The organism is Chromatiales bacterium (genome assembly GCA_014762505.1).
Lineage (GTDB): Bacteria > Pseudomonadota > Gammaproteobacteria > SpSt-1174 > SpSt-1174 > SpSt-1174.
Genome location: JABURS010000043.1, coordinates 99,802 through 123,892 on the forward strand (window position 1 = coordinate 99,802; position 24,091 = coordinate 123,892).

The following is a 24,091-nucleotide window of genomic DNA, read 5'->3' on the forward strand; positions in this document are numbered from 1 at the left end:
GCCGGCATGCCCGGTGTGATCGTGCTGATTCCCTCCCGCGCGTGCCTGGAGCCCTGCCGTGGGAAGATCGGCATTGTGTGCGTGGGTGTGCATCTCACTTGACTCCGGCGAACAGTGCACGCAACTCGTGCTCGGTGGGGACCTCGCGGGAGATGACATTGTCGTCTACCACCAGGCAGGGTGAATGCCGGATGCCGAGGCGTAGGGCTTCCTGGGGATGCTCCTCCACGAACACGAGTTCGTAGTCAATGCCCAGGTCCCGAAGTTCGCGTTCGAGATTGAGACGATGTTTACAGGTTCGCGTGGCTATGATCTTGACGTTCATGGATGACCTCGGTTGCCGCGGCTTCTGCGGTGTGGCGGCGGGTACCCTGCGTTGTGGCTTCAGGTGGGTCCGGAAGATGAGGGACCACCACGGCAGGCGTTTGAAAGGCGGCCTCGTGAGGCAGGCGCGCTCCGGTGCCGTTAGGGGTTGGTGTTGTCTAGATGCGCAGGCGTTCGGTGCGCAGGAACAAGGCTCGTCCGGTCGGGAGGTACCGCCGGAGCAGTAGGACGTGGCGGCTTATGAGTCGTGGCGTAAGGCCGAGGGTGCGTGGGAGGTGCGTGAAGAGGCCGTTGGGCGAGTCGAAACCGGATTTGGGCTCGCCCGAGATGGGTAAATAGGGCGCTTCACCGGCCGGGGACTCGATCGACGGGCAGTGCACGCCCGTGTCGTGACCATGCCCCAGGGGGGGCGGCGTGGTACCTGCCGAGTAGGGATGGTTGTTCGCCGTGGTGTGTGCATGCGGCATCGCCGCCGCCACCGCTTCGCAGCAGGGCTCGAGCGCGAGCACCGTCCAGCTGGCAAGCCACAGCAGAACCAGCGTCGCCGCCAGCCGGCGGTGTCTCTGGAAGTGCCTATTCAGGTTGACGTGCTGCCTGTTCATGCCAATCCTCCAATCCCTCCGAGATTGCCTGGCCGACGGGTCTACCTGAGAAAGTAGTCGTCGGCCCGGCAAACTGCAAACCAGCAATAACATTTGAAATATCATGGTATTAGTCTGTGTGGGCAGGCGGCCCCGGGGTCCTGTGATGACCCCGGAGCGGTCCCTTAAAACCAGGCCCTTACCCCGGCTACCAGATGGGTCTCGGTGGTGTCTTCGCCGGCGGCCTCGAGCAGGTCGGCGGTGCCGCCGAACTTCTTCTCCCAGTTCACGCCGATATAGGGCGCGAATTCGCGACGGATCTCGTAACGCAGTCGCAGGCCGGCCTCCAGATCGGTGAAGCCGGAGCCGAGACCGACCTCGGGGTCTTCGTCCTTCTGCCAGTTGAGCGCCACCTCCGGAGACAGAATCAGCCGCTGGGTGAAGAGGATTTCGTATTCGCCCTGCAGGCTGGCGGCGAGGTTGCCGTCATTGCCGCCGGCGTAGACGAAGGCATCCACCTCGAAGAAGTAGGGCGCCAGACCGGAGAATCCGATGGCGGCCCAGTCGCGTTCCGGATCGGGCTCAAAGTCGCGGCGCCAGCCGACCTGTAAATCCCAGTACGGCGCGACAGCCCGGCTGTAGAGGAATTCGCCGGTAGCGGATTCCGTCTTGCCCTCAAGACGCTCGCCATCGGTCTTGATCCATAACTTGTTGAGATCATGGCCGACCCAGGCCTCGCCCTCCCAGGCGTAGAGGTCGCCGTCATCGACGTCGCGCCATTCGAACTGGTCGATCTTGACCATAGCCAGCAGTGGGTCATCCTCGGCCCCGGCCAGGGCGCCTGCCGGGAGTGCGGTCAGCATTCCGACTGCGAGCAAGGCGTGTTTAATGTTCTGCATGACAGTTCTCCTCAGCTCACGACGACTTTCCGGAACATGCCCGGCATGTGGTAAAGCAGGTGGCAGTGATAGGCCCAGCTGCCCAGGGCGTCGGCCGTGACCAGATAGCTGATCATGGCGCCTGGCTGGACGATCACCGTGTGCTTGCGTGGGATGCGCCCGGGCTCGCCGGTCTCCAGGTCACTCCACATGCCGTGCAGGTGGATGGGATGGTTCATCATCGTGTCGTTGATGAGATTGATGCGTAGTCGCTCGCCGTACCGGAAATGCAGCGGTTCGGCATCCGCGAACTTGACGCCATTGACCGACCACATGTAACGACTCATGTTGCCGGTGAGATGCAGGTCTATTTCGCGTTCGGGTTCGCGTGGATCGGGCGTGGCATGAAGGTTGACGAGATCCGCGTACGTGAGCACGCGGCGCCCGTTGCCGCGCAAGCCGATGCCGGGGTCATCCAGCCGGTACTGCGGGGCTTCGGCCCGCATATCGATGTGTGGGCCGTACTCTGTCCGGGCATGGACGATGGGGGCCTTGCTGCCATAGCCCGCACGGCCGTTTCCCATGGCGCCGGCGGTCATGCTGTCGCGACCCATGTCGTGGCCGGCATGGGACATGTCGTGCCCTGAGTGGTCCATGCCGGACATCTGGGACATGTCGTGTCCGGAATGGTCGATGGCTGGTGTGTTGGGGGAATTGTCGGGCATGGTCGACATGTCGTGCCCGGCGTGCCCCATGCCGCTCATGTCCATGCCCATGTCCATGTGGCTGAGTACGGGTGCCGGATCCATCGGCGGCACATCGACGGCCAGCCGAGGGTCGGGGGTGAGGGTGCCGCGAGCGTAACCCGAGCGGTCGATGGCCTGCGCGAAGACGGTATAGGCCCGATCGTCCTTCGGCTCCACGATCACGTCATAGGTCTCGGCCACACCGAGGCGAATCTCGTCCACGGTGACCGGTTCCACGTACTGGCCATCGGCGGCGACCACGGTCATCTTCAGGCCGGGGATACGCAGGTCGAAGAAGGTCATGGCCGCCGCATTGATGATGCGTAGCCGAACCCTCTCGCCGCGCTTGAACATGCCCACCCAGCCGTCGTCGGGTGTTACGCCGTTCATCAGGAAGGTGTAGGTGTAGCCGGTGACGTCCGATATGTCACGGTCCGACATGCGCATCTCGTTCCACATGGCGCGTGCCGCCATGTAGTCGTCGAAGCCCTTTTCCTTGAGCTCTGCGATCTGTTCTCCCAGCGTGCGCTCGCGGAAATTGTAATAGTGCGAAAGCTTCTTGAGTTTGGCGTAGATGCGATACGGGTCTTCGTCGCTCCAGTCGGACAGTACGACGACGTGATCGCGATCGTAGGCGAAGGGCTCCGGGGCCTTCGGATCGATGATGATGGCGCCGTAGGAGCCGGTCTGTTCCTGAAAGCCCGAGTGGCTGTGATACCAGTAGGTACCATTCTGGATGACCGGAAAGCTGTAGGTGAAGCTCTCGCCGGGTCTGATGCCCTTGAACCCGTCACTGATGTGCGGCACGCCGTCCTGTGTGCTTGGAAGGATGAGTCCGTGCCAGTGGATGGACGTGTCCTCGGCCATCATGTTGTTCACGCGCAGCGTGACGGTGTCGCCCTCGCGCATACGCAGGACCGGGGCAGGTACGGAGCCGTTGATGGCGGTGGCGATGCGCTCCTTCCCGGTGAAGTTGACCCGTGTCGGGCTATAGGTCAGCTCGAAATGGCTGCCGTGTAGTATCTGTGGCCCCTGGTGCGGATTACGGGTGGTGCCAAGGCTGGGGCCTGCGGTCAGCCCGAGCAGCGCGCCGCCGGCGACGCCCGTGACAAAACGCCGGCGCGAGGGGGAGAAACCCCGGTGGCGCGGCAGGAGAATCTTGTTGCCCATACTGGTTTTCCTCTGCTTGTGGTGTCTGCGCGAACAGACGCCAGGCATGAAACGTTTCGGCCACTAGAGGGCCGTTCTGCGTTCAACAGGGGGAAATCAGCTACGGGGTGGGCGGTACAGGCTATCTGGGGGGGAGGCGACCGCAGAAACGGACTTGAGACGGGCGTGTCCATCCGCCAGTGTCGGCGTCTGGGAGGGGGGAAGGGCGATGATGGAAAAGGTGCAGCTGCCGCACTGGCCGGTGCTGCAGCTCATGGAGGCAGAATGACAGGTGCCGGGTGGGCAGCAATCGCAGTCGTGTGTGTTTTCATGCTGATCCGCCGCATCCATTGGCATGGGATGTGCCACGCCGCTGCGTTCGTGCATCTGCATGCTGTCGTCACTGGTGGCTGGCATGGCGAACAGGGGCTGTAGCGGCACCGTCAGGAGTGTGACGGTAACCAGCAGGCTCAGCAGGCTGTGTGTCAGTCTGTTCACGCTATGAAGTCTATGCCATCCGGTGTTGGGTTGCAAGTACGCCCGCCGCGACATGCGGCACGAGGTATGCATGCCAGACTCGGACCATGAAATGCGTGATAGGTTTCGTGCCGGGCGCGCCGGCAATATCGCCGGCGCGCCCTTGCGGCACTGTTTTGCTCCTGACGCCTAACGCAGCAGCAATACCGGCACATGCGCATGCCGCACGACGTTGGCGGTGGTGCTGCCGACGAGGAACTGGCGGATGCGGGAGTGACCATAGGCGCCCATCACGATGAGGTCGATGGCGTGTTCCTTGCGGTAGTTGCAGAGCACGGTCTCGACGTCGCCGGCCTGGATGCAGGCCGGTGCCTCGAAGCCGGCGGCCTGCAGGGTTTCGCGCGCCCAGTCGAGCTGGGTCTGGTTTTCGGGCTTGTCGTCGCCGACCATGACGACGTGCACGGGCAGGCCCTTGAACAGCGGGCTGCCGGCGACCATCTCCACGCACTTGCGGGTGGTGTCGCTGCCGTCGAAGGCGATCATGATGCGGCGCGGTTCGGTGTATTCGGTGGTTGTGACGAGCACCGGGCGCTGCACGGTACGCACCACGCTCTCGACGTTGCTGCCGATGTGCTCGCCGAGGCTGTCGGTATGCTCGCCTTCCTTGCCCAGCACCAGCAGGCGGGTCTCCTCCTGCAGCTCGACCAGGGTCTCGAGCAGGTCACCATGGCGCTGGCGGCGGTCGGCCTCGGCAATGCCGGCGGCCTTCACGCGGTCGTAGGCCTCTTCCAGCATCAGCCGGCCCTGTTCCAGCGCGATCTTGTTGCGCTGGGCGTCCAGCTCGGCCAGTTCGTTGAGCAGGCTTTCGCGGTTGCCGAAGGTGAGGTTCCCGCTCAGGTTGCGCTTGCCGCTGGGGAATTCGCTCTTGTCCAGCACGTGCAGCAGCACCAGGGGGGCGTCCATCTGCCGGCTGCTCCAGGCGGCGTAGTCGCAGACGGCGGGCGAGGCCGTGGAGCCGTCGATGCAGGCGATCACGTTTGTCATTGTTGTGTCCTCCCTAGTGATCCATGAGTTTATCAACGGCATCCGGCTTGTCATGCACGGCGAAGCGGTCGACGATGGTGGCACTGGCCTCGTTGAGCCCGATGACCTCCACCTCGGTGCCCTCGCGTCGGAACTTTATCACCACACGGTCCAGCGCGGCCACGGCGGTGATGTCCCAGAAATGGGCCTCGGTGAGATCAATCATCACCTTATCAACCGCCTCCTTGAAATCAAAGAATTCGATGAACTTGTCCGCCGAGGCGAAGAAGACCTGGCCGACCACGCGGTAGCTGCGGGTGTTGCCGTCCTCGGAGAGCTTCGAGACCACGTACTTGTACTGGCCCACCTTGTTGGCGAAGAACAGCGAGGCCAGCAGCACGCCGGTGAGCACGCCGAAGGCGAGATTGTGGGTGAAGACCACCACGATCACGGTCATGACCATGACGATGCTGGTACTCGGAGGGTGCTTCCTCATGTCGGGAATCGAGCGCCAGCTGAAGGTGCCGATGGAGACCATGATCATCACCGCCACCAGCGCGGCCATCGGGATCTGCGCGACCCAGGTGTCGAGGAACACCACCATGATCAGCAGGAAGATGCCTGCTGCGAAGGTGGACAGACGTCCGCGGCCGCCGGATTTCACGTTGATGACCGACTGGCCGATCATGGCGCAGCCGGCCATGCCGCCGATGAGGCCCGAGCCGATGTTGGCGACGCCCTGGCCCTTGCACTCGCGGTTCTTGTCGCTCTTCGTGTCGGTGAGGTCGTCGATGATGCTCGCTGTCATGAGCGACTCCAGCAGGCCGACGATGGCCAGCGACAGGGAGTAGGGGAAGATGATGGCCAGGGTCTCGAGGTTGAGCGGTACGTCGGGCCAGAGGAAGACCGGCAGGGTATCCGGCAGGTCGCCCATGTCGCCCACGGTGCGCACGTCGATATTGAAGTACATGGCGATCGCCGTGAGCACCACGATGGTGACCAGCGGAGAGGGTACGGCCTTGGTGACCAGGGGCAGCAGGTAGATGATGCCAAGGCCCGCGGCGGTCATGGCGTAGACGTGCCAGGTGACGTTGGTGAGTTCGGGCAGCTGGGCCATGAAGATGAGGATGGCCAGGGCGTTGACGAAGCCCGTCATCACCGAGCGGGAGACGAAGCGCATCAGCGAGCCGAGCTTGAGGAAGCCGAAGACGATCTGGATCACGCCGGTGAGCAGGGTGGCGGCCAGCAGGTATTCCAGGCCGTGTTCCTTGACCAGCGTGACCATGAGCACGGCCATGGCAGCGGTGGCCGCCGAAATCATGCCCGGGCGCCCGCCCGTGAAGGCGATGATCACGGCAATGGCGAAGGAGGCATAGAGCCCGACCTTGGGATCCACCCCGGCGATGATGGAAAAGGCGATGGCCTCCGGGATCAGGGCCAGGGCGACCACCAGGCCGGCGAGCAGGTCGTTGCGGATGTTGCCGAACCAGTCTCTGCGTATCGTCTCGTACATGTTGCTGTTTTCCGTTGCTTGCGACGGTGTCCGGCATCGGGCGCCGGCCGGTGTCGTGATGAATCTGAGGGCCTGTCGTGCAGGCACAGGGGGACTGTGTCGCCCGTGGATCAAGGCGAATTGAGGGTGCGCTCTATTGCTGTGAGCGCGAGGCGCGGATGGCTACGGCGGACTCGGTAGCCAGCGGTGCGGATGCGGCATCGGGTATTTCAAGGTCGGGGATTACGGGACGCGAATGATACCGGCAACGCTGCCGGATTTCCATGTTGCCCCCATGACAGTGACGGGTTGCCTTGTCGACAGGTTTTGCGACCGGGCTTGCATCTGGGGGGTGATAAAACTAGATTCCATGGGTCGCGATGCCGTTCGGCAGGGTCATCCTGGATGACTGCCGGGCGGGATGATGGGATATCGCGACACGTGGCGCCGGTTGCGCCTTGTTTCAGGATGATGAAGAGGGACCTCTTCGTTGATCGACGGAATCGACAACACGCTGAAGGCATGGATGGTTTCGACACTGGGTGACGTGGACGTCAGCCTTGAGCCGCCCGGTCTCTGTCCGAAACATGGATGCCTGAGTCTCTATCTGCTGGACATGCAGCATGCCCCGCCGGCCAACCGCGGCCGGTCGAAAACCTTCAGTCTCCTGCTGCGCTACCTCGTCACCGCCTGGGACGAGGACCCACTGATCGCACACCGCAGGCTGGGCGAGCTGGCCATACAGCTGGCCGAGCACCCTGACTACCAGCTTGATCTCGAGCCCCTGCCCGCCACGGCCTGGGCTGCATTCGGCATTGCCCCGCGCCCGGCCTTCCTGCTCTGCGCCCGTTTCGAGCCCGAGCGCGAACTGGCACCTGTACAGCTCATCCGCGAGCCGCCCACGCTGCGCGCCCAGGTCCTCGGTCGGTTCGAGGGGGTGCTGCTGGGTCCCGGTGACCATCCCGTGGTTGGCGCCCGGGTGGAGCTGCCGGCCTTTGGTCGCCACGCCGTGAGTGACCGCAAGGGTTATTTCTGCCTCACCGCCATCCCCGTGGAGCCCGTACGCAAGCAGCTGCGCATACGTGCCAAGGGGCGCGATCTGGCAACCACCGCGGAGCACCGGCCCGATCAGCCGGGGCCCGTCACGATTCACCTGGACCTGACGGAGGCCTGAGATGCCTGAGTATCTTTCACCCGGAATTTACGTCGAGGAGGTCAAATCCGGTGCGCGCCCGATCGAGATGGTCGGGACACGCACGGCGGCCTTCATCGGTGTGGCGCCCGACAGCAGCCGGTTTGTCGAAACCCCGAGGGCCTGCAACAACCCCAGCGAATTCGAGCGCCTGTTCAACCCGTCGGGAAAGGAGTCGACCGTCCTGTCCCGGGCGGTGCATGGGTTCTTCGATAACGGCGGATCACGTTGTTATGTCCTGAATATCGGCGAGAAGGGCACGGTGGCCGGCGATGCCCGAAAGCGCAGCGGCGTGCACGCGCTCGCATCGATCGACGAGATCGCCATGGTCGCGGCACCCGGTGCCACCGATGCGGCGGCCTACGAGGCGCTGCTGTCCCACTGCGAGGGCATGGGGGATCGCTTTGCCATCCTGGATGCAGCGGAAGGCGCCAGGGAAAACCCGGATGCACTCAAGGAGGTGGCAGGCGCTACCGCCGCCGATGCTGACGAGGAGGGCGGCAGCAGCCGTCGGCGCGCATCGTCCGGTCTGCGACCGCGCGCGTCGAGCTACGGTGCATTCTATTTTCCCTGGCTGGTGGTATCCGACAAGTACAGTGGCAAGCCGGTGACGCAGCCGCCCAGCGGCCACCTGGCGGGGGTGTATGCGCGTACCGATGCGACACGCGGCGTGCACAAGGCGCCGGCCAACGAACCGATTCGCCAGGCGTTGGGCCTGACCTACCAGGTTACCCATGCCGAGCAGGGTGAGTTGAACCGCGCCGGCGTCAACTGCATCCGTTTCTTCTCCGACAGCGGCATCCTGATCTGGGGCGCGCGCACCCTCGACGAGGCGGCCAGCGAGTATCGCTACATCCCCGTGCGCCGCACCATGCTCGCCCTGCGTGAGTCGATCCAGGACGGGACGCGCTGGGCCGTGTTCGAACCCAACGACGAGAACACCTGGAAGACGGTGGAGCGGGATATACGCGCCTTCCTCACCCTGCAGTGGCGTGCCGGTGCCTTGATGGGCGCGACACCGGAGCAGGCGTTTTACGTGAAGTGCGACGCGGAAACCAATCCGCCCGAGGTGATCGACGCGGGCCAGATGGTGACGGAAATCGGTGTGGCACCGGTGAAGCCGGCCGAGTTCGTCATCTTCCGCGTCTCACAGTGGAGCGGCGAGACCGCCACCGTGACCGCTGCCGAGGCCGAGGCCTGAGGCCCATAGCTGACAGGGAGTAGAACATCATGGCTGAAGCCATCAACGAGACATATCGCGCATATAACTTCGTGCTGAAGATCCAGGACCAGGACGCCGGGTATTTCACCGAGGTCAGTGGCTTGAACGTCGAGATCGAGACCATCGAATACCGCGAGGGCGGTGCGGGGCCTGCCGTACGCAAGCTGCCCGGGCGGGTCAAGTACGGCGACGTCACACTGAAGTGGGGGCTCACGGAGAACAGGGAACTCACGGACTGGCTCAAGGCCATCGCGCAGGGCGACATTCAGCGCAAGGATATCTCCGTCATCCTGCGCAAGCCCAATGGGGTGGAAGAGGCGACGCGCTGGAACCTGCGCAACGCCTGGCCATGCAGCTGGCGCGGCGCCAGTCTTGATGCAAGCGAGAACGAGGTCGCCATCGAGACCATGGTCATCACCCATGAAGGCCTCGAGCGGGCATGAGGCCGAGCCTTCGCCAGTTCGAACGACGGTTGGTGACGCGCGTACTGGGTCTGCTCCAGGCGTGGCAGTGGCGCCTCTACCGCTGGCAGGGGCGGATCGAGCAACGCCTGCTCGGAGAGACGTCCGCATTCACGGACACGGGCCCCGCTGGGCAGGCGCCGGCAGACGAGGCGCCCGACCACTGGGTTGACCTGGTGCGACGGCGTGCCCCCTGGTTGTTGCGGCGCCCGCCCCTGCATGGCGTGGCCGAGCGTCAGCCGAACCTCGGCCCGACATCTCCCCGGGAATCGACACCGGCACGACGCCGGGGTGAGTCCGGTGGACGAACCGAGGAAGTGGCATCCATGCCGGCCAGGCATGACCGCGTATCCGCCGAGACAGCTGCACGCCCTGTTGCCGGGGTAGTGAATGTGCGGGATCGCGGCAGGGGGGCGGCGCGTCAGGGCGATCCGGTCCATAGTGGCGTGCAGGGAATCCAGGCGCGCGCTGATCTCCCACCGGTGGACGATACGGCCCGCCGACACCAAACCGTGCGCAAAACGGAGCCGGCGAAGGACGCTGCCGACGCAGTCGTGGTCTCGGCGGGCGGGGCGCAGGCAGATGTTTCCCCGGCGGCAGCGACGGGCGTGGTTCGACATGCGCCGCCCCATGACGCGGCGCGCACGAAGGACCGCATGGCTGCTTCCGTGGCGAACAGGCGCGATGCGCTGCCCCGGTCACCCGTCAAGCCTGTCGATGCCATGGCGTCGGGTCACGAAGCCGGTGACAGGCCGGAGGGGAAGATATCGCGTGGCGAGGCACTGGACGGCTCGAGGACGCAAAAGAGTCACTCAGCCGGGTCGGCGGATGCGCGGGAACAGGTGTCGTACACGGGCCGGCAGGCAATGTCGCAGGAGGCGGTCGCCGCACAGCAGCCCAGGTCGCGCAGGGCCGGTGCCGTGGCGCAGGGGCACAGCGAGGTTGACGAGGTGCTACTGCGGCCACCATGGCCAAGGCTGCCGGACGAGACCGACGGGACGGAGGACCGTCCCGGGAGCTGGCCCGTCCTGCCGAAGGAAACGCGCGAGCACGAAGGGCATGACGGGAACGGATGGCTGCAGAGGCATCGGAGCCGGCTGCGTCGTGAGCAGGAGGGGGTGGCTTGGAGAGGGTAGCCTTCCTGGTCGAGGAGACTGGTCAGCGCGTGAGCTGCCTGCTGAATCCGGAGTCGGTACAGCTGCGACGGCAGTCCGGGGTCAGGCCGCGGGAATCGGCCGGCGGGCTGTTGAGCGGCGCGAATCTGCTCGATGATCCCTTGCTGCTCACGGGTGGCGGCTGGACAGAGCTGACGCTCAATCTGCTGTTCGACGTAACGCTGGACGGCTCCAGCATTCGCAGCGCCGATGTGCGTGATCTCACCGGGCCGCTATGGGGCCTGGCGGAGAACTCTGCCCTGTCCGGGGGCAGGGGGCGCCCACCCCAGGTGCGGTTCTTCTGGGGGAAGAGCTGGAACATCCCGGGCGTCATCGCGGCAATCGCCGAGCGTCTGGAGTATTTCACTGCCGACGGTGCGCCACGTCGCTCATGGCTGCGACTGCGGATGCTGCGCGCCGTATCGGACGTGGCGACAACACGGCGTCCCGGTATGCACCCGGGCGGGTCGGTCGGCGACTGGCCGCAGCAGGGTGCCCAGCCCGCCTCACCCGATGGGATCCAGGTGCACGAGGTCTCGGGTGTCCAGGGCGAGGGGGCGGCCGACCGGCTCGATACGCTGGCCTACCGCTACTATGGCGACGCCTCGCTGTGGCGACGCCTCGCGCAGTTCAATGGACTGGAGAGTCCCTTTCGGCTCGCGCCAGGGCTGCAGCTGGAAATTCCTTCCTTCATCGAGCCAGAGACCGATTGATGGATGCGGTTGTCACATTGCCGGAGATCGGGGTGGCGGTGGATGGCCAGGCCTTGTCCGCTGCCTGTCAGCAGGCACTGGGAGAGATCATGGTGTCGCAACAGCTGTCACGGCCCAGTCAATGCGAGCTGGTCTTCCATGACCTGCCGGTGGAGAGTGACCTCGATACGCTGATGCCCGGCAGTACGCTGATCGTGACCGTCACGCAAGAGAGGCGACGCCTGTTCGCTGGTGAGGTGACGGCCGTCAACGATCGGTATGGGGCAGACCGGGGGCGCGAGCTCCGTGTGCGTTGCTACGACCGTCTGCATCGTCTGCGCAAGCGCCAGCCGGTGCGCGCCCACGCCGACCAGACGCTGGCCGCACTTGCCGGCAGCCTGGTGGCCGATATCGGGATCACCGTGCAAGGCGAGGACGACGGGCCGATGCTGCGCTGGCTTGTTCAGCATCGTCAGTCGGATCTGGAACTGCTCCGTACCCTGGCCGAACGTGGCGGCTACTACTTTTATCTGCATGACGACGTCCTCCGGCTGATGACGCTCGAGGGGATGGAGTACCCGGCGCAGGAACTGGTGCTCGGCGATTCATTGCTCGAGGCGGGCGTCGAGGTCAATTCCGACCGGGCCTGCCGTGGCGTCGATGTCCATGCCTGGGATCCCTGGGAGGCGGCGCCACGCCCCGGGCATGCCACGGCCGCCCGTTCCGGACGAAGAGTCGCAGCCACTGCCGAACCGGAGCGCGTTGGCGGCGAGCCGGTGCGCAGCCTGGCGGGCCGTACCCTGCAGGATACGGTCCAGGCTGATGCCCTGGCCCAGGCCGAGCTCGACCGGCGACATGCCAACGAAGTGGTGCTGGCCGGGGTGGCCGCGGGTGATCCTGCGTTGCATCCGGGCAGGGTAGTGCAGGTGAGCGGCCTGGCGGCTGCCGTTAACGGGCGATATGTGCTCACAGCTGCCAGGCATCGTATCGATCGCCGTCGCGGCTATCTCACCGAGATCGACACATCGGTGGCCGAGTCAACGACGTCGTCCGACCAGGGCGGCATGACCATCGGTCTGGTAACCGATGTCGACGACCCGCAGGGTCTCGGCCGTGTGCGGGTGAGCCTGCCAGGTTTCGCAGACACCGACTCGCTCTGGTTGCAGGTGCTGCTCCCGGGTGCGGGCAAGGACAAGGGCCTTGTCGCCTTGCCCGATACAGGCGATCGCGTATTGGTGATGTTTGCAGATGACGACCCCGCCCAGGGCGTGGTGCTGGGTGGTTTGTACGGTGAAGTGACGCCGCCGGATGAAGCAGGCGTGGCATCCGGTGCGGTCGAGCGCTTCCTGTTCCGAACACCGGGCGGTCAGCAACTGACGCTCGATGACGGGCGGCGACGCGTCACAGTCAAGAACGACAACGGTGAGTTCCTGGAACTCGCGCCGGATCGACTGCGGGCCGGCAACAGTGACGGCAGTTTCATCGAGCTGTCCTCCGAGCGTGTACGCCTGCACGCGGGGGTGGACCTGGAGATCGATGCCCCGGGACGGTCGATCACCATACGTGGCAAGTCCATAGATTTCGAGAGTGCATGATGCGTTGGCTGACGGAAGATGCCGTGCTGGTCTGTGCCCATGAGACGGGGCTGGTGGGTATTGTGGCGACACAGGACCTGGTCAGCATCGAGCGCCGGAGGGTACTCGTGGCAACCGATCCGGAAGGTCGGCCCATCGTCGGATGCCCGAACGTGGGGCCAACCATCAAGCCATGCACGGCCACATTGAAGGTGAAGCAGGGATATTCCGCGCTGCTTCGCATCGACGGCCGCCCCGTCTGCCTGGACACCGTAACGGGGCTCACCGACGGGACGCCGCCGGGAGCCGTCGAGTACAAGGTGCGGCGTAGTGGCCAGGATCTCGTGGAGGAGGGGCGCTGATGGAGCGCTATCGGGCCTGGCGCTTCGTGCATCCGGATTTCGATACCCCTGTCGAGGGACAGGGTATCGGGGTATCGCGTACCGGCGCGATCGCCATGGTGAGTGAGGCGGCCTCGGTGCGACAGTCCCTGCTGTTGCTGATCACGACCAGGCCTGGCGAACGCGTGATGCGCCCCGATTATGGCTGCGAGCTGTACCGCCTGGCATTCGCACCGAACGATGCCACCACGCATGGGCTTGCGATCCACTACGTGCGACGTGCAATCGAACGATGGGAGCCGCGTGTGGATGTGCTGGATGTGGATGCGACGGCCAACCTCGAGGAGTCGCATCGTATGGATGTCTGGCTGTCATATCGCGTGCGCCGCACGCTGCAGCAGGATGCCTTGACCGTGACTGTCATGCTGGAACAGGGAGAGATCTGATGCCGCTGCGTTCGCCCAATCTCGACGATCGCGATTTCGAGCAGTTGGTCGCCGATGCACTGCATGTCATCGACCAGCGTTGCCCCGAGTGGAGCGACCGGTCGCCCGGCGATCCGGGCATGGTGCTGGTGGACGTCTTCGCCCACCTGACCGAGACCATGTTGTATCGCCTCAACCGGCTGCCGGAAAAGGCGTACATCGAGTTCCTGCGTCTGATCGGCGTGAAGCTGTATGCGCCGACTGCCGCCTCCACGCAGTTGCGTTTCAGCCTGGCTCGCGCACGTGAAAAGGCAGTGACGATACCGCGCGGTACGCGCGTGTCCGCGGCAGGCGGTGCTGATGCGCCGGTGTTCGTGACGCTGGAGTCGGCCACGATCGATGCCGGGGCGACCGGGGTGGAGGTGCCCGGGTTTCATGCCACGATGATCGATGCCGAGCTCCTGGGGCATGGCACCGGGCTGGCCGGTCAGTCGCTTCGGCTGCGTCAGCACCCTGTCGTGGCCGCCACCGATCCGCGCCTGCAACTGGTGGTCGGGGTGGAAGTCGATGCCAGCGAACTGGGTTCGGATACCCCGGCCCTGAGATACGAGGGCAAGGCGTTCCGGATCTGGCGCGAGGTGCAGAACTTCAGCGATCCGGTGGAAGACCGGTTCGTGTTCGTCGCCGATCGCCTGAGCGGGTTGATTCAGTTCGCTCCGGCCATTCACCTGGGTGGTAAAGAAGGTCTGACCGAGGCGCGGGCTCTTGCGGAGATCCCGCCGAAGGATGCGGAGATTCGCGCCTGGTATCTGCAGGGCGGAGGGGATGCGGGAAATGTGACGGCGCAGACGCTCACCCAGCTAAAGGATGCAATCCCGGGCGTGCAGGTGACAAACCCGGTGCCGGCCAGCGGGGGGAGGGCGACCGAGACACTGGATAACGCCATGCGCCGCGGCGCGCAGGAGATACACGCGTTGCATCGTGCCGTGACGGCGCGCGACTTCGAGATGCTCGCCGAGCGGAGCTCGGGGGCAGTGGCACGCGCCAAGGCCTTTACCCGTGCATCCATCTGGCGTCATGCGCAGCCGGGCGCGGCCGAACTGGTGCTCGTGCCCTCCGTGCCGGTGCAGGCCTGGTCCGGCGACCGAGTCACCCTCGAACAGCTGCATGCCCATGAAAATGTCAGCTCATTGGCAGCATTGCAGAAGACGCTCGATGAGCGCCGTCCACTCGGCACCCAGTGCCTGCTGTCCTGGGCCCGCTACAAGCAGGTCGTCGTCAAGGCAACCGTCGTGGTCTATCGCGAGGAAGACCCGGATGCCGTGCGTACACGTGTCCTGCGCCGTCTCAACCGGACCCTCAGTCCCCTGGCGGCCGAGGACGGCGTTGCCGCGTGGCCTTTCGGCCATGCCCTGACCAACTGGCATGTGTACAAGGTCCTCAGTTCCGAACCCGGGGTGCGTACCGTCGATGATCTCGCCCTGCAGGTCGATCATGCACCGGATGCCGAGGTGCGAGCCGTGACGGTGGATGCCTTCCAGCCGAATACCTGGTATGCCGCAGCAGGCGATGCGATCTACCGTTCCATGAACAACGGCGAGGGCTGGGAGCAGTTGCGGCGCTTCGATGACGAGTCGCCCGTGCTGTTGAAGCCCTATCCTCGCGAGGCGGCCACGCCCACCGAATCGGGACGGCGTCCGGCGCGTGCCGGATTTCTCGCGGTGGTGACCGAGTTTCCCGGTGAGACCCAGTCATCGCGCGTCTATTTCTCCACGGACTGCGGCGATACCTGGGAGGCCGGTCCCCGTACCGATTTCCAGATCTACGACATGGCATGGGTCGAGCAGAACGATACGCCCGGCCTGATGCTCGCCACCGAGGCCGGCCTTTACTATGTGAGGGTGCAGGAGGCCGCCGTGCCGGAGCAGCTGGTGGTCGAGCCGGATGACCTCGGCCTGGGTTTCTACAATGTCGCGGTATCGAGTGACGCCATGGGTGGCGTCAGCGTGGCGGTCGCCGCGCGCGGCAAAAAGGGTGTGTATCTCTCCCACCAGGGTGGCCAGTCGCGGACCTTCAGCAATATTGGCCTCAGGAACGAGGAGGTGCGCGTGCTCGAGGTACAGCATGTGGGCTTGCGGCGTTACATCTGGGCAGGCATGGCGGCGGTGGGTGACGATCCGGGCAAGGGCTGTTTCCGCTGGCTGCTGACCGGTGCAGAAGACAATCCAGAAGGCTGGATCGGCTTCGCCAAGGGCTGGGATGCCAGCAGCTGCCGCTTTCTCGCCTTCGTCGATAACAGGGCCTACGCCGCCACGCAGCGTGGCGGCGTGCTGTCGCTCGACCTGGAGGCGCGTGACGCGGACTGGAAGGCCTCCGGCGTGAACGGTGGACTTCCTTTGCGTGAACTGCGCAGGTTCGAGCCCGTTGATGGCCTGGCGGCGAGTGCCGATGGTCGTTGGCTGATGGCGGCCGGGATGAGAGGGATATACCGGAGTCAGGATGGGGGCGGAAGGTTCGAATCCTGTTCTTCGCGTACGTTCAGTGACCGGGTGACCCTGCCTCCTACCTGGCTCTTCTGTTCGGGTGAGCACGAGATAAAGGTGATAGGCGAAGATGAACTCCAGCACGATTGAGTCGCTTCTGCCCGAGGTGTTTCGGCGCACCCTGCATCCGGGCGGGGTGCTGCCTGCCCTGCTCGAGGTCATGGAGGCGCTGCACGGGCCGTCGGAGGAGGTGCTGAGCGATGTGGACAGATATTTCGATCCCTACCGCACGCCGGATGCCATGGTGCCTGTGCTGGCGTCCTGGGTCGATCTGGACCGGTTCTTCCCGGAGTACGCCAGGGGGGCTGAGGGTGATCTGAGCGAGACGCAGACATTGTCGACGGGTGTCGGACGCCTGCGTGAATTGATCGCCGCCGCCATCGAGCTGTCGCAATGGCGGGGCACGCGTGGAGGTCTGCGCCGGTTCCTGGAGGTGGCAACCGGCTTGCAGGGTTTTCAAATCGACGAGCAGGTGGTGGACGAACATGGTCTGCCCCTGCCGTTTCATATCCGGGTGAACGCCCCGGCTGCTGCTGCTCCTCACCGTTCGCTGGTCGAACGAATTCTCGAGCAGGAAAAGCCGGTGTATGTGACCTACGAACTCGTATTCAATACCTGACCAGGGAGTAAGGCATGGCCAGTATCGTCGAAATCAGGGCAGCCACCACCAGCGTGGTATGTGATGACAGCGGTGTCGCGCAACACGTCATCAATGTACATAACGTGAGTGGCCGGCGTTTGCGTATCGGTGCGCGCGTGCATGTGGATGCGCCCGCAGAAGGCGGCTGGATAGGAAAGATTCATCTTCCCGCCAACGAGCGTCAGCAGGAATGGGATCTCGATCCGGACAAGACGATCCAGCTCACCGTGCCCATACAGGCGGGTGATGCGTCGGCAGGGAAATATACCTTCCGTGTCGAGGTGTATTCCACGGACGCACCGAGTGAGGATTACACGACCGGGGACGGAATCGCCTTCGAGGTGAAAGAGAAGCCGGTCGTCACGGAGCCGAAGAAGCCGTTCCCCTGGTGGATCATCGCCGTGATCCTGGCCGTGCTGGTGGTCGGCGGCGTCACCTGGTGGGCCATTGCCCACTTTACGAAGGCCACCGTGCCCGACCTGGTCGGCCTGTCCCAGACCGAGGCGGCGGATGAGATCGATGCCGCTGGTCTGACGCGCGGTGATATCACGCGAGAGGCCAGTGAGGATGTCGCGCCTGACATCGTGCTGAGGCAGGACCCTCCGGCAGGAGAACGGGTGGCGAAGGAATCCAGTGTCTCGATCGTCGTCGCGGAGGCCGACATGACCGCGACGGTGCCCGATCTTGGTGGCCTGACACAGGCTGCCGCGACGGCGCGGCTCGAGGCGGCCGGGCTGAAGCTGGGGAATGTCACTACCGAGGTCACTACCTCGACAACCGCCGGAACGGTCCTGCGCCAGAGCCCGTCGTCTGGAACCAGTCTGCCGAGGGATTCCAGCGTCTCGGTGGTGCTCGCCAAGGCGGCGCCGGTGGCGCCGGGAATCCACAAGCAGGGGATCTTCTCGGTGCGTCAGACCTGGCATGGGGACCTGGATTCCGGGGCGGAGACAAGCAGTGGTGCCGATTTCTGGTTCCGTGCTGAAACGGCAACGCGGCGATACCTGGCACCGGAGAATGGTGCGACCTTCCGGGTCATGGGCTCGGGTCAGCCGGACTATTTCGCCTGCAAGGATGCTGCGCTCTCTGCAAGTGTCATCGATGTCACGCGGCTGCGTGCCGGAACCTGGGTATGTGCCAGGACCAGCGAGGGACGTTACGCCGCCTTCACCTTCACGGCGGAGATAGGCGCAAGCCCAGGGGTGATGCGCATCCGCCATGTCACCTGGGACAAGTTGCTCGTGCTCAATCCCCTGCCGATTCAGCCGGGTGTGATACACATCCCGCCACGATAAGGAGCTCCGTCCCGCGCCTGAAAGGGCGCGGGACAGCATCGTCATGGACAAGAAAAAACTGATACTGATTGTCGTGGTGCTGGTGCTGATCACGGTGCTTTATCTGCTTGCGCTTGGCGTGGGTATCGGTCGCAAGGATGACGACACGGTATCCATGGCCGGGATCAAGACGACGATAGCCGGGCGCCTGGAAGGCCTGTTCGCTGACGCGGGGCCCCGGGTCGAGGTGAAGCGCCTTTCCTGCAATGCGCAGCGTGCCAGTGAAGGCCTGGTGCTGACCCAGGGAAAGCCGTCGTGCCGGCTGGACATCCGGGGCTCGAACGAACACGACTATCGCAAGCTGGAGATTGGTGTTGAAGGGGATGCGACCCCCGTCTGGTTGCGGTCGGTTGAACAGGGGGACAGTGAATATACCCTGGATACAGCCTGTGAACCGTATAACAGGGTTGCCGGTTCACCGCGACTGGAGGTCGCTTACCGGCCCGCAGACGAGGAAGAAGATTCATCTGCGGTCTGCTGGATCCGCCAGGAGGAAGGAAAGCCTGTGAGCCTGGTGGTGATGCGAAAGGGCGGTACGCTGGTGCTCGCATGCAAGGGGTGCACGGCAAGTCCGAGACGCGAGCTCAGATTGAAACTGCACTGATGGTCGATTATCAGCCCACTGCCCGGTCTATGCGCAGTGCCTTGATCACGGCCGGGATCGATCCGATCAGGAATACGAGCGCCCAGATGGCGGCCAGGATGGCGACGATGATGGCGCCGATGTCGTCGGTGATGCTGACCAGGAGGCGCGGGAATGCATGCGTGAATGCAATCACCACGTTGGCCAGCAACGAGCTGAGCACGATCAGCACCAGCCCCTTGTTCTCGAGGAAGCGCTGGTGTGCGAGCACCAGGAGTACGGCGAAGACGATCTTGAGCGCCATGATGCTTCCCAGGGTGGCCTGTGCCGCGCCGACTTCGAAGTTCGCGTAGGTGGCGAGATAGGCCAGCGTGCCGAAGGGTACGGCCATCAGCAGTGTCACCATGAGCATGAGCAGGCCGATGGCGACAAAGATCATGGTGATGGCCAGAATCAGCACCGCCAGCGAGAAGAAGAAGGTGGCGATGCCCTGGAGTCGCCCGTGTATGCGCTCGGGCAGTAGTAATGAGAGCCCGATCAGACCAACAGTGAAGAGTATGAGGCCATCGAGCAGGGCCAGATAGGCGATGCCCAGGCCGGGCGTTGGCAGTTCCTGCTGGCCTGGTTCGAATTCGCCCAGGTAGGCCGTCGAGCCCAGCTCGATGAGCACCACGAGGGCCATGACGACGAGGGCGGCGATAAAGACAGGGGTGCGAAGCTTGTCCATGGGCCTACCTGTCGGGGTGTCCGGATGATGCCGATACGGCGGTGACGGAGTGAGTGGAAAGGCCTCCGCCAGCAATCATCGGCGCGATGCCGGAAAACTTTGCAGCAATCTCCATGCCCCAGTCTCCTTTGTGTCCGCCCGGTACCACAGACGTGGTGAAACGGTTTGAGCGTCGCCATGGATTCAAGCACAGGAACCGGGTGCCCACAAGGCAAAAGGCCCACCGCATCAATCCGGATGCGGTGGGCCTTTGTGTTGGTGCCTGTGATCCGGGGTGTCAGCTGGCCTGTGCGCGCAGCTTGCTGTGATCGCGGGCAATGAGCAGGTAGAAGGCCGGCAGCACGAACAGGGTGAACAGCGTGCCGATACCCAGGCCGGCGACGATGGTCAGGCCGATGTGGAAGCGGCTGACTGCGCCCGGTCCGGTCGCCAGCAGCAGCGGGATCATGGCCACGATCAGCGCGATGGAGGTCATGATGATGGGGCGCAGTCGGATGGCGGCGGCCTGTTCCACGGCCTCGCGTTTCGAGAGTCCGTCGCGGATCTGCAGCTGGTTGGCGAACTCGACGATGAGAATGCCGTGCTTGGCGATCACGCCGATCAGGGTGATGAGTCCCACCTGGGTGTAGATGTTCACGCTCATGGCCCAGAAGCCCAGGGTGATGAAGATGAGTGCCCCGGCCGTTGCGAGCGGCACCGATACCATGACGATGAGCGGATCGCGCCAGCTCTCGAACTGTGCGGCCAGTACTAGGTAGATGACGATCAGTGCGAGGAACAGGGTCACGATCAGGCCGCCGCTCTCCTGGGCGTACTGGCGCGACGAACCCCGGTAGTCGGTGCCGTAACCGCGCGGCAGGATGTCCGCGGCGGTGGTCTCGAGATAGTCCAGCGCGGTACCCAGGGTCACGCCCGGGAAGGGCACGCCTTCCACGGTGATGGAGTTGAGCTGCTGGAACTGGGTGCGGTTCGAGGGTTCCACACCGCGCTCGAGGCTGGCGATGGTGGATAGCGGCACCAGCTCGCCATTGCCCGAGCGCACGTAGTAGTCCTTCAGCATCTCGGCGGTGAGGCGGAACTCGCGCTCGACCTGGGGGATGACCTTGTAGCTGCGACCCTCCAGGTTGAAGCGGTTCACGTAGCCGCCGCCCAGCATGGCACCCAGGCTGCGGCCGATCTCGCCCATGCTGATGCCCAGGTCTCCGGCACGGTCACGGTCGATGTCGATGGTGATCACCGGGCGGTCGATGTCCACCGATTTCTTCAGGAACATGAACTGGCCACTCTGCATGGCCTTGCCGATGATCTGGTCGGCGTACCCGGCGATCTCCTCGTGCGGCCGGTCGGAGGTGAGCACGAACTGCACCGGCAGGCCGCCGCTCGAGCCCGGGATGCTCGGGCGCGGGAAGGCGGCAGTACTGTAGCCGGCCACACCGGCCAGGGCCTGCTGCAGCTGGGGCAGGACCTCGCCCTGCGAGCGCTCGCGCTCGCTGTCGGCCACCATCTTGAAGCCGCCGAAGGTGGTGTCCGGTGTCATGCCCAGGATCATGAAGCTGTCGTTGTACTCGGGAAACTCCTCGAAGCGGTTCTGGATGTCGCGCGCATAGGCCTCGTGGTAGTCCAGCGTGGCGGTGCGTGGCGCGTTTGCCATGTAGAAGATGATGCCCTGGTCCTCGTCGGGCGCGAGCTCGGGCTTGGCGGTGACGAACATGAAGTAGTTCGAGGCCAGCACGCCGATGCCGAACACCACGGTGGGCAGGATCTTGTTGAGGTTGCCGCGCAGCAGGCGCAGGTAGCGGTCCGACAGCCAGTTGAAGACGCGCTCGACCTGCTGCTCGAAACGTCCCTCGCTGCCATGTGGCTTGAGCACCTTGGCCGAGAGCATGGGCGAGAGCGTGAGCGCGACCACGCCGGAGATGAGCACGGCGGCGGTGAGGGTGAAGGCGAACTCGGTGAACAGGGTGCCGATGAGCCCGCCCATGAAGCCGATGGGCGCGTAGACTGCCAGCAGGGTGGTGGTCATGGCGATGATGGGCACGGCCAGTTCGCGCGCCCCCTGGATGGCGGCATCGAAGCGGCTCATGCCTTCCTCGATGTGGCGGTGGATGTTTTCCACCACGATGATGGCATCGTCCACCACCAGGCCGATGGCGAGCACCATGGACAGCAGGGTGAGCAGGTTCAGCGAGTAGCCCAGGGCGAGCATGATGAAGGCCGCGCCGATCAGCGACAGCGGCACGGCCACGGCCGGGACGATGGCCGCGCGCCAGGAGCCCAGGGTGAGGAAGATGACCAGCAGGACGATGATCACCGCCTCGCCGATGGTCTTGTAGACCTCGTCGATGGAGTCCTCGATGAAGCGGCTCGCATCGTAGGGAATGCGGACGTCGATGCCGTCCGGCAGTTGCGCGCGGATCTGCGGGATCTCCTCGTTGACGAGGTTGGCGACCGTGAGCGGGTTGGCGCCCGGTGCGGGCTGGATGCCGATGAAGGCGGCGGGCACGCCCTTGTACCAGGCGGTGGAATCGTAGCTCTCGCCGCCCAGCTCGATGCGGGCGATGTCGCGCAGGCGCACCAGCGCGCCGCCCTCGTTGCGCACCACCAGCTTGTTGAAGTCCTCGACGTTGCTCACGTCGGTGTTGGCCGTGAGCACGATGGAGACGTACTTGTCCTTGGTGGCGCCGATGCCGGCCTGGTAGTTGTTTTCACGCAGTACGTCGGCGACTTCCTCGGCGGTGATGTCCAGCGCGGCCATGCGCTTGGGGTCCAGCCAGATGCGCATGGCGAACTGCTGGCCATAGAGCTCGGCCTTGGCCACGCCCGGCAGGGCCTGCAGCTGGGGCTGCACCACGCGCAGCACGTAGTCGGTGACCTGCGGGCGCGGCACCTCGTCGCTGAAGAAGGCCACGTACATCAACGCGGTGGAGTCGCCGGTGGTGGCGTCGATCACCGGGCTCTCGGCCGCCTGCGGCAGTACGTTGCGCTGGCTGGCGACCTTGGCCTGGATCTCGGCGACCGCGGCGTTCGGGTCGTAGTTGAGCTGCATGTGGGCCTCGATGGTCGAGACCCCCTGCGAACTGGTGGCGAACAGGTAGTCGATGCCGTCGGCCTCGGCAATGGCCTGCTGCAGCGGCGTGGTGATGAAGCCCTGGATCAGCTCGGAATTGGCACCGGGATAGGCCGTGGTGACCGTGACCACGGTGTTCTGCATCTCCGGGTACTGGCGCACGTCGAGCAGGCCGAGGGAGCGCAGGCCCACGAGCAGGATCAGCAGGCTGACGACGGTGGCCAGTACCGGGCGCTGGATGAAGATGTCGGTGAATTTCATTCCTGGGTGATCCCGGCGTCGTCGAGTTCAACGGAATTGTCGATGGTCACGGCCTGGCCGTCGCGCAGCTTGACCAGCCCCGCGCGCACCACGCGCTCGCCGGCCTCCACGCCCCGGGTGATCACGACGTGACCCTCGCGGGATTCGCCGGTGGTCACCTGGCGCCGTCTGGCCACGAGTGCGCCCTCGCCTTCACCGGCTTCGATGACGAAGATGAAGTCGCCGTAGGTGTTGAAGCTCACGGCCGTGCGCGGCACGGTGAGCACGCGCTCCTCGCGGCCTTCGACGGTTTGCACCTCGGCGAACATGCCCGGGCGCAGCCGCCCTTCGGGATTGGCCAGCGTGGCACGGACCTTGATCGTGCGGGTACCGGCATCGATGCCGGACTCCAGCGCACTCACCTGCCCGGTGAAGGTCTCGTCGGGCAGGGCGTCGACCGACAGGTTCACGGTCTGGCCGACGGCCAGGCGCGGGAAATAGCGTTCGGGCAGGGTGTAGTCGACGAAGATCGGGTCCAGTGCCTGCAGGCTGACGATGGGGTCGCCGGGCTGCAGGTACTCGCCGAGGCTGACCTCGACGATGCCGAGCTGGCCGCTGAAGGGGGCGCGGATGGTCATGCGCTTGATGCGCGCGGCTTCCGCCTCGGCCAGGGCCTCGGCGGATTCCCAGGCGGCCTGGCGCTCGTCGTATTCGGCCTGGGAGATCGCGCGCTTGGGCAGCAGGTCGGCGGCCCGGTCGAACTTCACCCGGGCCAGACGGGCATCCGCGCGCAGCGCCGCCAGCGCGGCGCGCTCCACGGAATCATCCAGGGTGAGCAGCACATCGCCCTTCGCCACCAGCGAGCCCGAGGGCGAACGGATCTCGGCCACCTTGCCCGCCATCTCGGTGGTCACCGTGATGCCGTTTTCGGCGACCAGGCTGCCGACCGCCTCGAGCGCAGGCTGCCAGGTCTCCTCGCGTACCTCCGTGGCGGCGATCACCGCCGGTGGCTGGGGCTGCGAGAGCATCTTGTTCATCATGTGGAAGGAGAAGGCCTTCCAGGCCGCGATGGGGCCGAAGATGGCGACGAACAGGGCGAGGACGATCAGCAGGCGCTTCATGGATGGACACCTTACGTGTTTTTATTCGTGTGGCATTCGCGGGGTGTGGCATGTAGCTGGCCGTCCCGGCGACTACATATAGCGCATAGCTTCGCACAGAAATATTTC

General features: G+C 64.7%; 20 protein-coding genes. 11 read left to right on the forward strand and 9 right to left on the reverse strand.

The features are described 5' to 3' along the window. Positions 1-94: 94 nt before the first annotated feature. From HUJ28_12250 to HUJ28_12275, 6 genes are all read right to left on the reverse strand, one after another. Positions 95-325 carry a thioredoxin family protein gene (locus HUJ28_12250; GenBank protein ID MBD3620232.1) on the reverse strand — a complete coding sequence of 77 codons (231 nt, stop codon included), beginning with the start codon at positions 323-325 and terminating at the stop codon, positions 95-97. Between the two features lie 157 nt (positions 326-482). Further along, positions 483-926 (reverse strand): hypothetical protein, encoded by a 444-nt coding sequence (locus tag HUJ28_12255; protein ID MBD3620233.1) that lies wholly within the window; start codon positions 924-926, stop codon positions 483-485. Between the two features lie 164 nt (positions 927-1,090). Next, positions 1,091-1,804, reverse strand: coding sequence for a copper resistance protein B (locus HUJ28_12260; protein MBD3620234.1), 714 nt, complete (start codon positions 1,802-1,804; stop codon positions 1,091-1,093). 11 nt (positions 1,805-1,815) lie between these two features. Continuing rightward, positions 1,816-3,699 (reverse strand): copper resistance system multicopper oxidase, encoded by a 1,884-nt coding sequence (locus tag HUJ28_12265; protein MBD3620235.1) that lies wholly within the window; start codon positions 3,697-3,699, stop codon positions 1,816-1,818. Positions 3,700-4,344: 645 nt separating this feature from the next. Further along, positions 4,345-5,199, reverse strand: coding sequence for a universal stress protein (locus HUJ28_12270; GenBank protein MBD3620236.1), 855 nt, complete (start codon positions 5,197-5,199; stop codon positions 4,345-4,347). Positions 5,200-5,212: 13 nt separating this feature from the next. Then, complete coding sequence (locus HUJ28_12275; GenBank protein MBD3620237.1) at positions 5,213-6,691, reverse strand: SulP family inorganic anion transporter; 1,479 nt, start codon at positions 6,689-6,691, stop codon at positions 5,213-5,215. Positions 6,692-7,160: 469 nt separating this feature from the next. On the opposite strand from HUJ28_12275, the gene HUJ28_12280 reads away from it, so the two are divergent. The 11 genes from HUJ28_12280 (at position 7,161) to HUJ28_12330 (ending at position 18,849) form a co-directional block, all read left to right on the forward strand. Beyond that, positions 7,161-7,844 (forward strand): hypothetical protein, encoded by a 684-nt coding sequence (locus HUJ28_12280; GenBank protein MBD3620238.1) that lies wholly within the window; start codon positions 7,161-7,163, stop codon positions 7,842-7,844. Between the two features lies 1 nt (position 7,845). Next, entirely contained in the window at positions 7,846-9,063 is a 1,218-nt protein-coding gene (locus HUJ28_12285) for a phage tail sheath family protein (GenBank protein MBD3620239.1), read from the forward strand. 29 nt (positions 9,064-9,092) lie between these two features. After that, a complete protein-coding gene (locus HUJ28_12290; GenBank protein MBD3620240.1) occupies positions 9,093-9,527 on the forward strand; it encodes a phage tail protein in 435 nt (144 codons plus the stop codon). Positions 9,528-10,710: 1,183 nt separating this feature from the next. Continuing rightward, on the forward strand, positions 10,711-11,412 hold the full coding sequence (locus HUJ28_12295) for a hypothetical protein (GenBank protein MBD3620241.1): 702 nt from the start codon (positions 10,711-10,713) through the stop codon (positions 11,410-11,412). Then, entirely contained in the window at positions 11,412-12,986 is a 1,575-nt protein-coding gene (locus tag HUJ28_12300) for a type IV secretion protein Rhs (protein ID MBD3620242.1), read from the forward strand. The genes HUJ28_12295 and HUJ28_12300 overlap by 1 nt, the downstream gene beginning before the upstream one ends. After that, positions 12,986-13,327, forward strand: coding sequence for a hypothetical protein (locus HUJ28_12305; protein ID MBD3620243.1), 342 nt, complete (start codon positions 12,986-12,988; stop codon positions 13,325-13,327). The genes HUJ28_12300 and HUJ28_12305 overlap by 1 nt, the downstream gene beginning before the upstream one ends. After that, the gene (locus HUJ28_12310; protein ID MBD3620244.1) at positions 13,327-13,752 is read left to right on the forward strand and encodes a GPW/gp25 family protein; all 426 of its coding nucleotides are present in this window, start codon (positions 13,327-13,329) and stop codon (positions 13,750-13,752) included. Before HUJ28_12305 ends, HUJ28_12310 begins: the two co-directional genes overlap by 1 nt. Next, on the forward strand, positions 13,752-16,364 hold the full coding sequence (locus HUJ28_12315) for a putative baseplate assembly protein (GenBank protein ID MBD3620245.1): 2,613 nt from the start codon (positions 13,752-13,754) through the stop codon (positions 16,362-16,364). Before HUJ28_12310 ends, HUJ28_12315 begins: the two co-directional genes overlap by 1 nt. Further along, complete coding sequence (locus tag HUJ28_12320) at positions 16,345-16,893, forward strand: hypothetical protein (protein MBD3620246.1); 549 nt, start codon at positions 16,345-16,347, stop codon at positions 16,891-16,893. Before HUJ28_12315 ends, HUJ28_12320 begins: the two co-directional genes overlap by 20 nt. Before the next feature lie 14 nt (positions 16,894-16,907). After that, positions 16,908-18,206 carry a PASTA domain-containing protein gene (locus HUJ28_12325; protein MBD3620247.1) on the forward strand — a complete coding sequence of 433 codons (1,299 nt, stop codon included), beginning with the start codon at positions 16,908-16,910 and terminating at the stop codon, positions 18,204-18,206. A gap of 43 nt (positions 18,207-18,249) precedes the next feature. After that, complete coding sequence (locus HUJ28_12330) at positions 18,250-18,849, forward strand: hypothetical protein (protein MBD3620248.1); 600 nt, start codon at positions 18,250-18,252, stop codon at positions 18,847-18,849. A gap of 10 nt (positions 18,850-18,859) precedes the next feature. On the opposite strand, the gene HUJ28_12335 is transcribed toward HUJ28_12330, so the two are convergent. The 3 genes from HUJ28_12335 to HUJ28_12345 form a co-directional block, all read right to left on the reverse strand. Next, positions 18,860-19,555: a hypothetical protein gene (locus HUJ28_12335; GenBank protein ID MBD3620249.1), complete on the reverse strand. Its 696-nt coding sequence runs from the start codon at positions 19,553-19,555 to the stop codon at positions 18,860-18,862. A 277-nt stretch (positions 19,556-19,832) separates the two neighbouring features. Beyond that, on the reverse strand, positions 19,833-22,883 hold the full coding sequence (locus HUJ28_12340) for an efflux RND transporter permease subunit (protein MBD3620250.1): 3,051 nt from the start codon (positions 22,881-22,883) through the stop codon (positions 19,833-19,835). Next, positions 22,880-23,983, reverse strand: coding sequence for an efflux RND transporter periplasmic adaptor subunit (locus HUJ28_12345; GenBank protein ID MBD3620251.1), 1,104 nt, complete (start codon positions 23,981-23,983; stop codon positions 22,880-22,882). Before HUJ28_12345 ends, HUJ28_12340 begins: the two co-directional genes overlap by 4 nt. Positions 23,984-24,091: the final 108 nt, after the last annotated feature.

Coding starts and splice junctions, on each gene's coding strand:
- HUJ28_12275 (MBD3620237.1), bottom strand. CDS start 6,691: ATGTACGAGACGATACGCAGAGACTGGTTCGGCAACATCCGCAACGAC.
- HUJ28_12255 (MBD3620233.1), bottom strand. CDS start 926: ATGAACAGGCAGCACGTCAACCTGAATAGGCACTTCCAGAGACACCGC.
- HUJ28_12285 (MBD3620239.1), top strand. CDS start 7,846: ATGCCTGAGTATCTTTCACCCGGAATTTACGTCGAGGAGGTCAAATCC.
- HUJ28_12320 (MBD3620246.1), top strand. CDS start 16,345: ATGAACTCCAGCACGATTGAGTCGCTTCTGCCCGAGGTGTTTCGGCGC.
- HUJ28_12265 (MBD3620235.1), bottom strand. CDS start 3,699: ATGGGCAACAAGATTCTCCTGCCGCGCCACCGGGGTTTCTCCCCCTCG.
- HUJ28_12310 (MBD3620244.1), top strand. CDS start 13,327: ATGGAGCGCTATCGGGCCTGGCGCTTCGTGCATCCGGATTTCGATACC.
- HUJ28_12345 (MBD3620251.1), bottom strand. CDS start 23,983: ATGAAGCGCCTGCTGATCGTCCTCGCCCTGTTCGTCGCCATCTTCGGC.
- HUJ28_12335 (MBD3620249.1), bottom strand. CDS start 19,555: ATGGACAAGCTTCGCACCCCTGTCTTTATCGCCGCCCTCGTCGTCATG.
- HUJ28_12330 (MBD3620248.1), top strand. CDS start 18,250: ATGGACAAGAAAAAACTGATACTGATTGTCGTGGTGCTGGTGCTGATC.
- HUJ28_12250 (MBD3620232.1), bottom strand. CDS start 325: ATGAACGTCAAGATCATAGCCACGCGAACCTGTAAACATCGTCTCAAT.
- HUJ28_12315 (MBD3620245.1), top strand. CDS start 13,752: ATGCCGCTGCGTTCGCCCAATCTCGACGATCGCGATTTCGAGCAGTTG.
- HUJ28_12290 (MBD3620240.1), top strand. CDS start 9,093: ATGGCTGAAGCCATCAACGAGACATATCGCGCATATAACTTCGTGCTG.
- HUJ28_12270 (MBD3620236.1), bottom strand. CDS start 5,199: ATGACAAACGTGATCGCCTGCATCGACGGCTCCACGGCCTCGCCCGCC.
- HUJ28_12340 (MBD3620250.1), bottom strand. CDS start 22,883: ATGAAATTCACCGACATCTTCATCCAGCGCCCGGTACTGGCCACCGTC.
- HUJ28_12300 (MBD3620242.1), top strand. CDS start 11,412: ATGGATGCGGTTGTCACATTGCCGGAGATCGGGGTGGCGGTGGATGGC.
- HUJ28_12305 (MBD3620243.1), top strand. CDS start 12,986: ATGCGTTGGCTGACGGAAGATGCCGTGCTGGTCTGTGCCCATGAGACG.
- HUJ28_12260 (MBD3620234.1), bottom strand. CDS start 1,804: ATGCAGAACATTAAACACGCCTTGCTCGCAGTCGGAATGCTGACCGCA.
- HUJ28_12325 (MBD3620247.1), top strand. CDS start 16,908: ATGGCCAGTATCGTCGAAATCAGGGCAGCCACCACCAGCGTGGTATGT.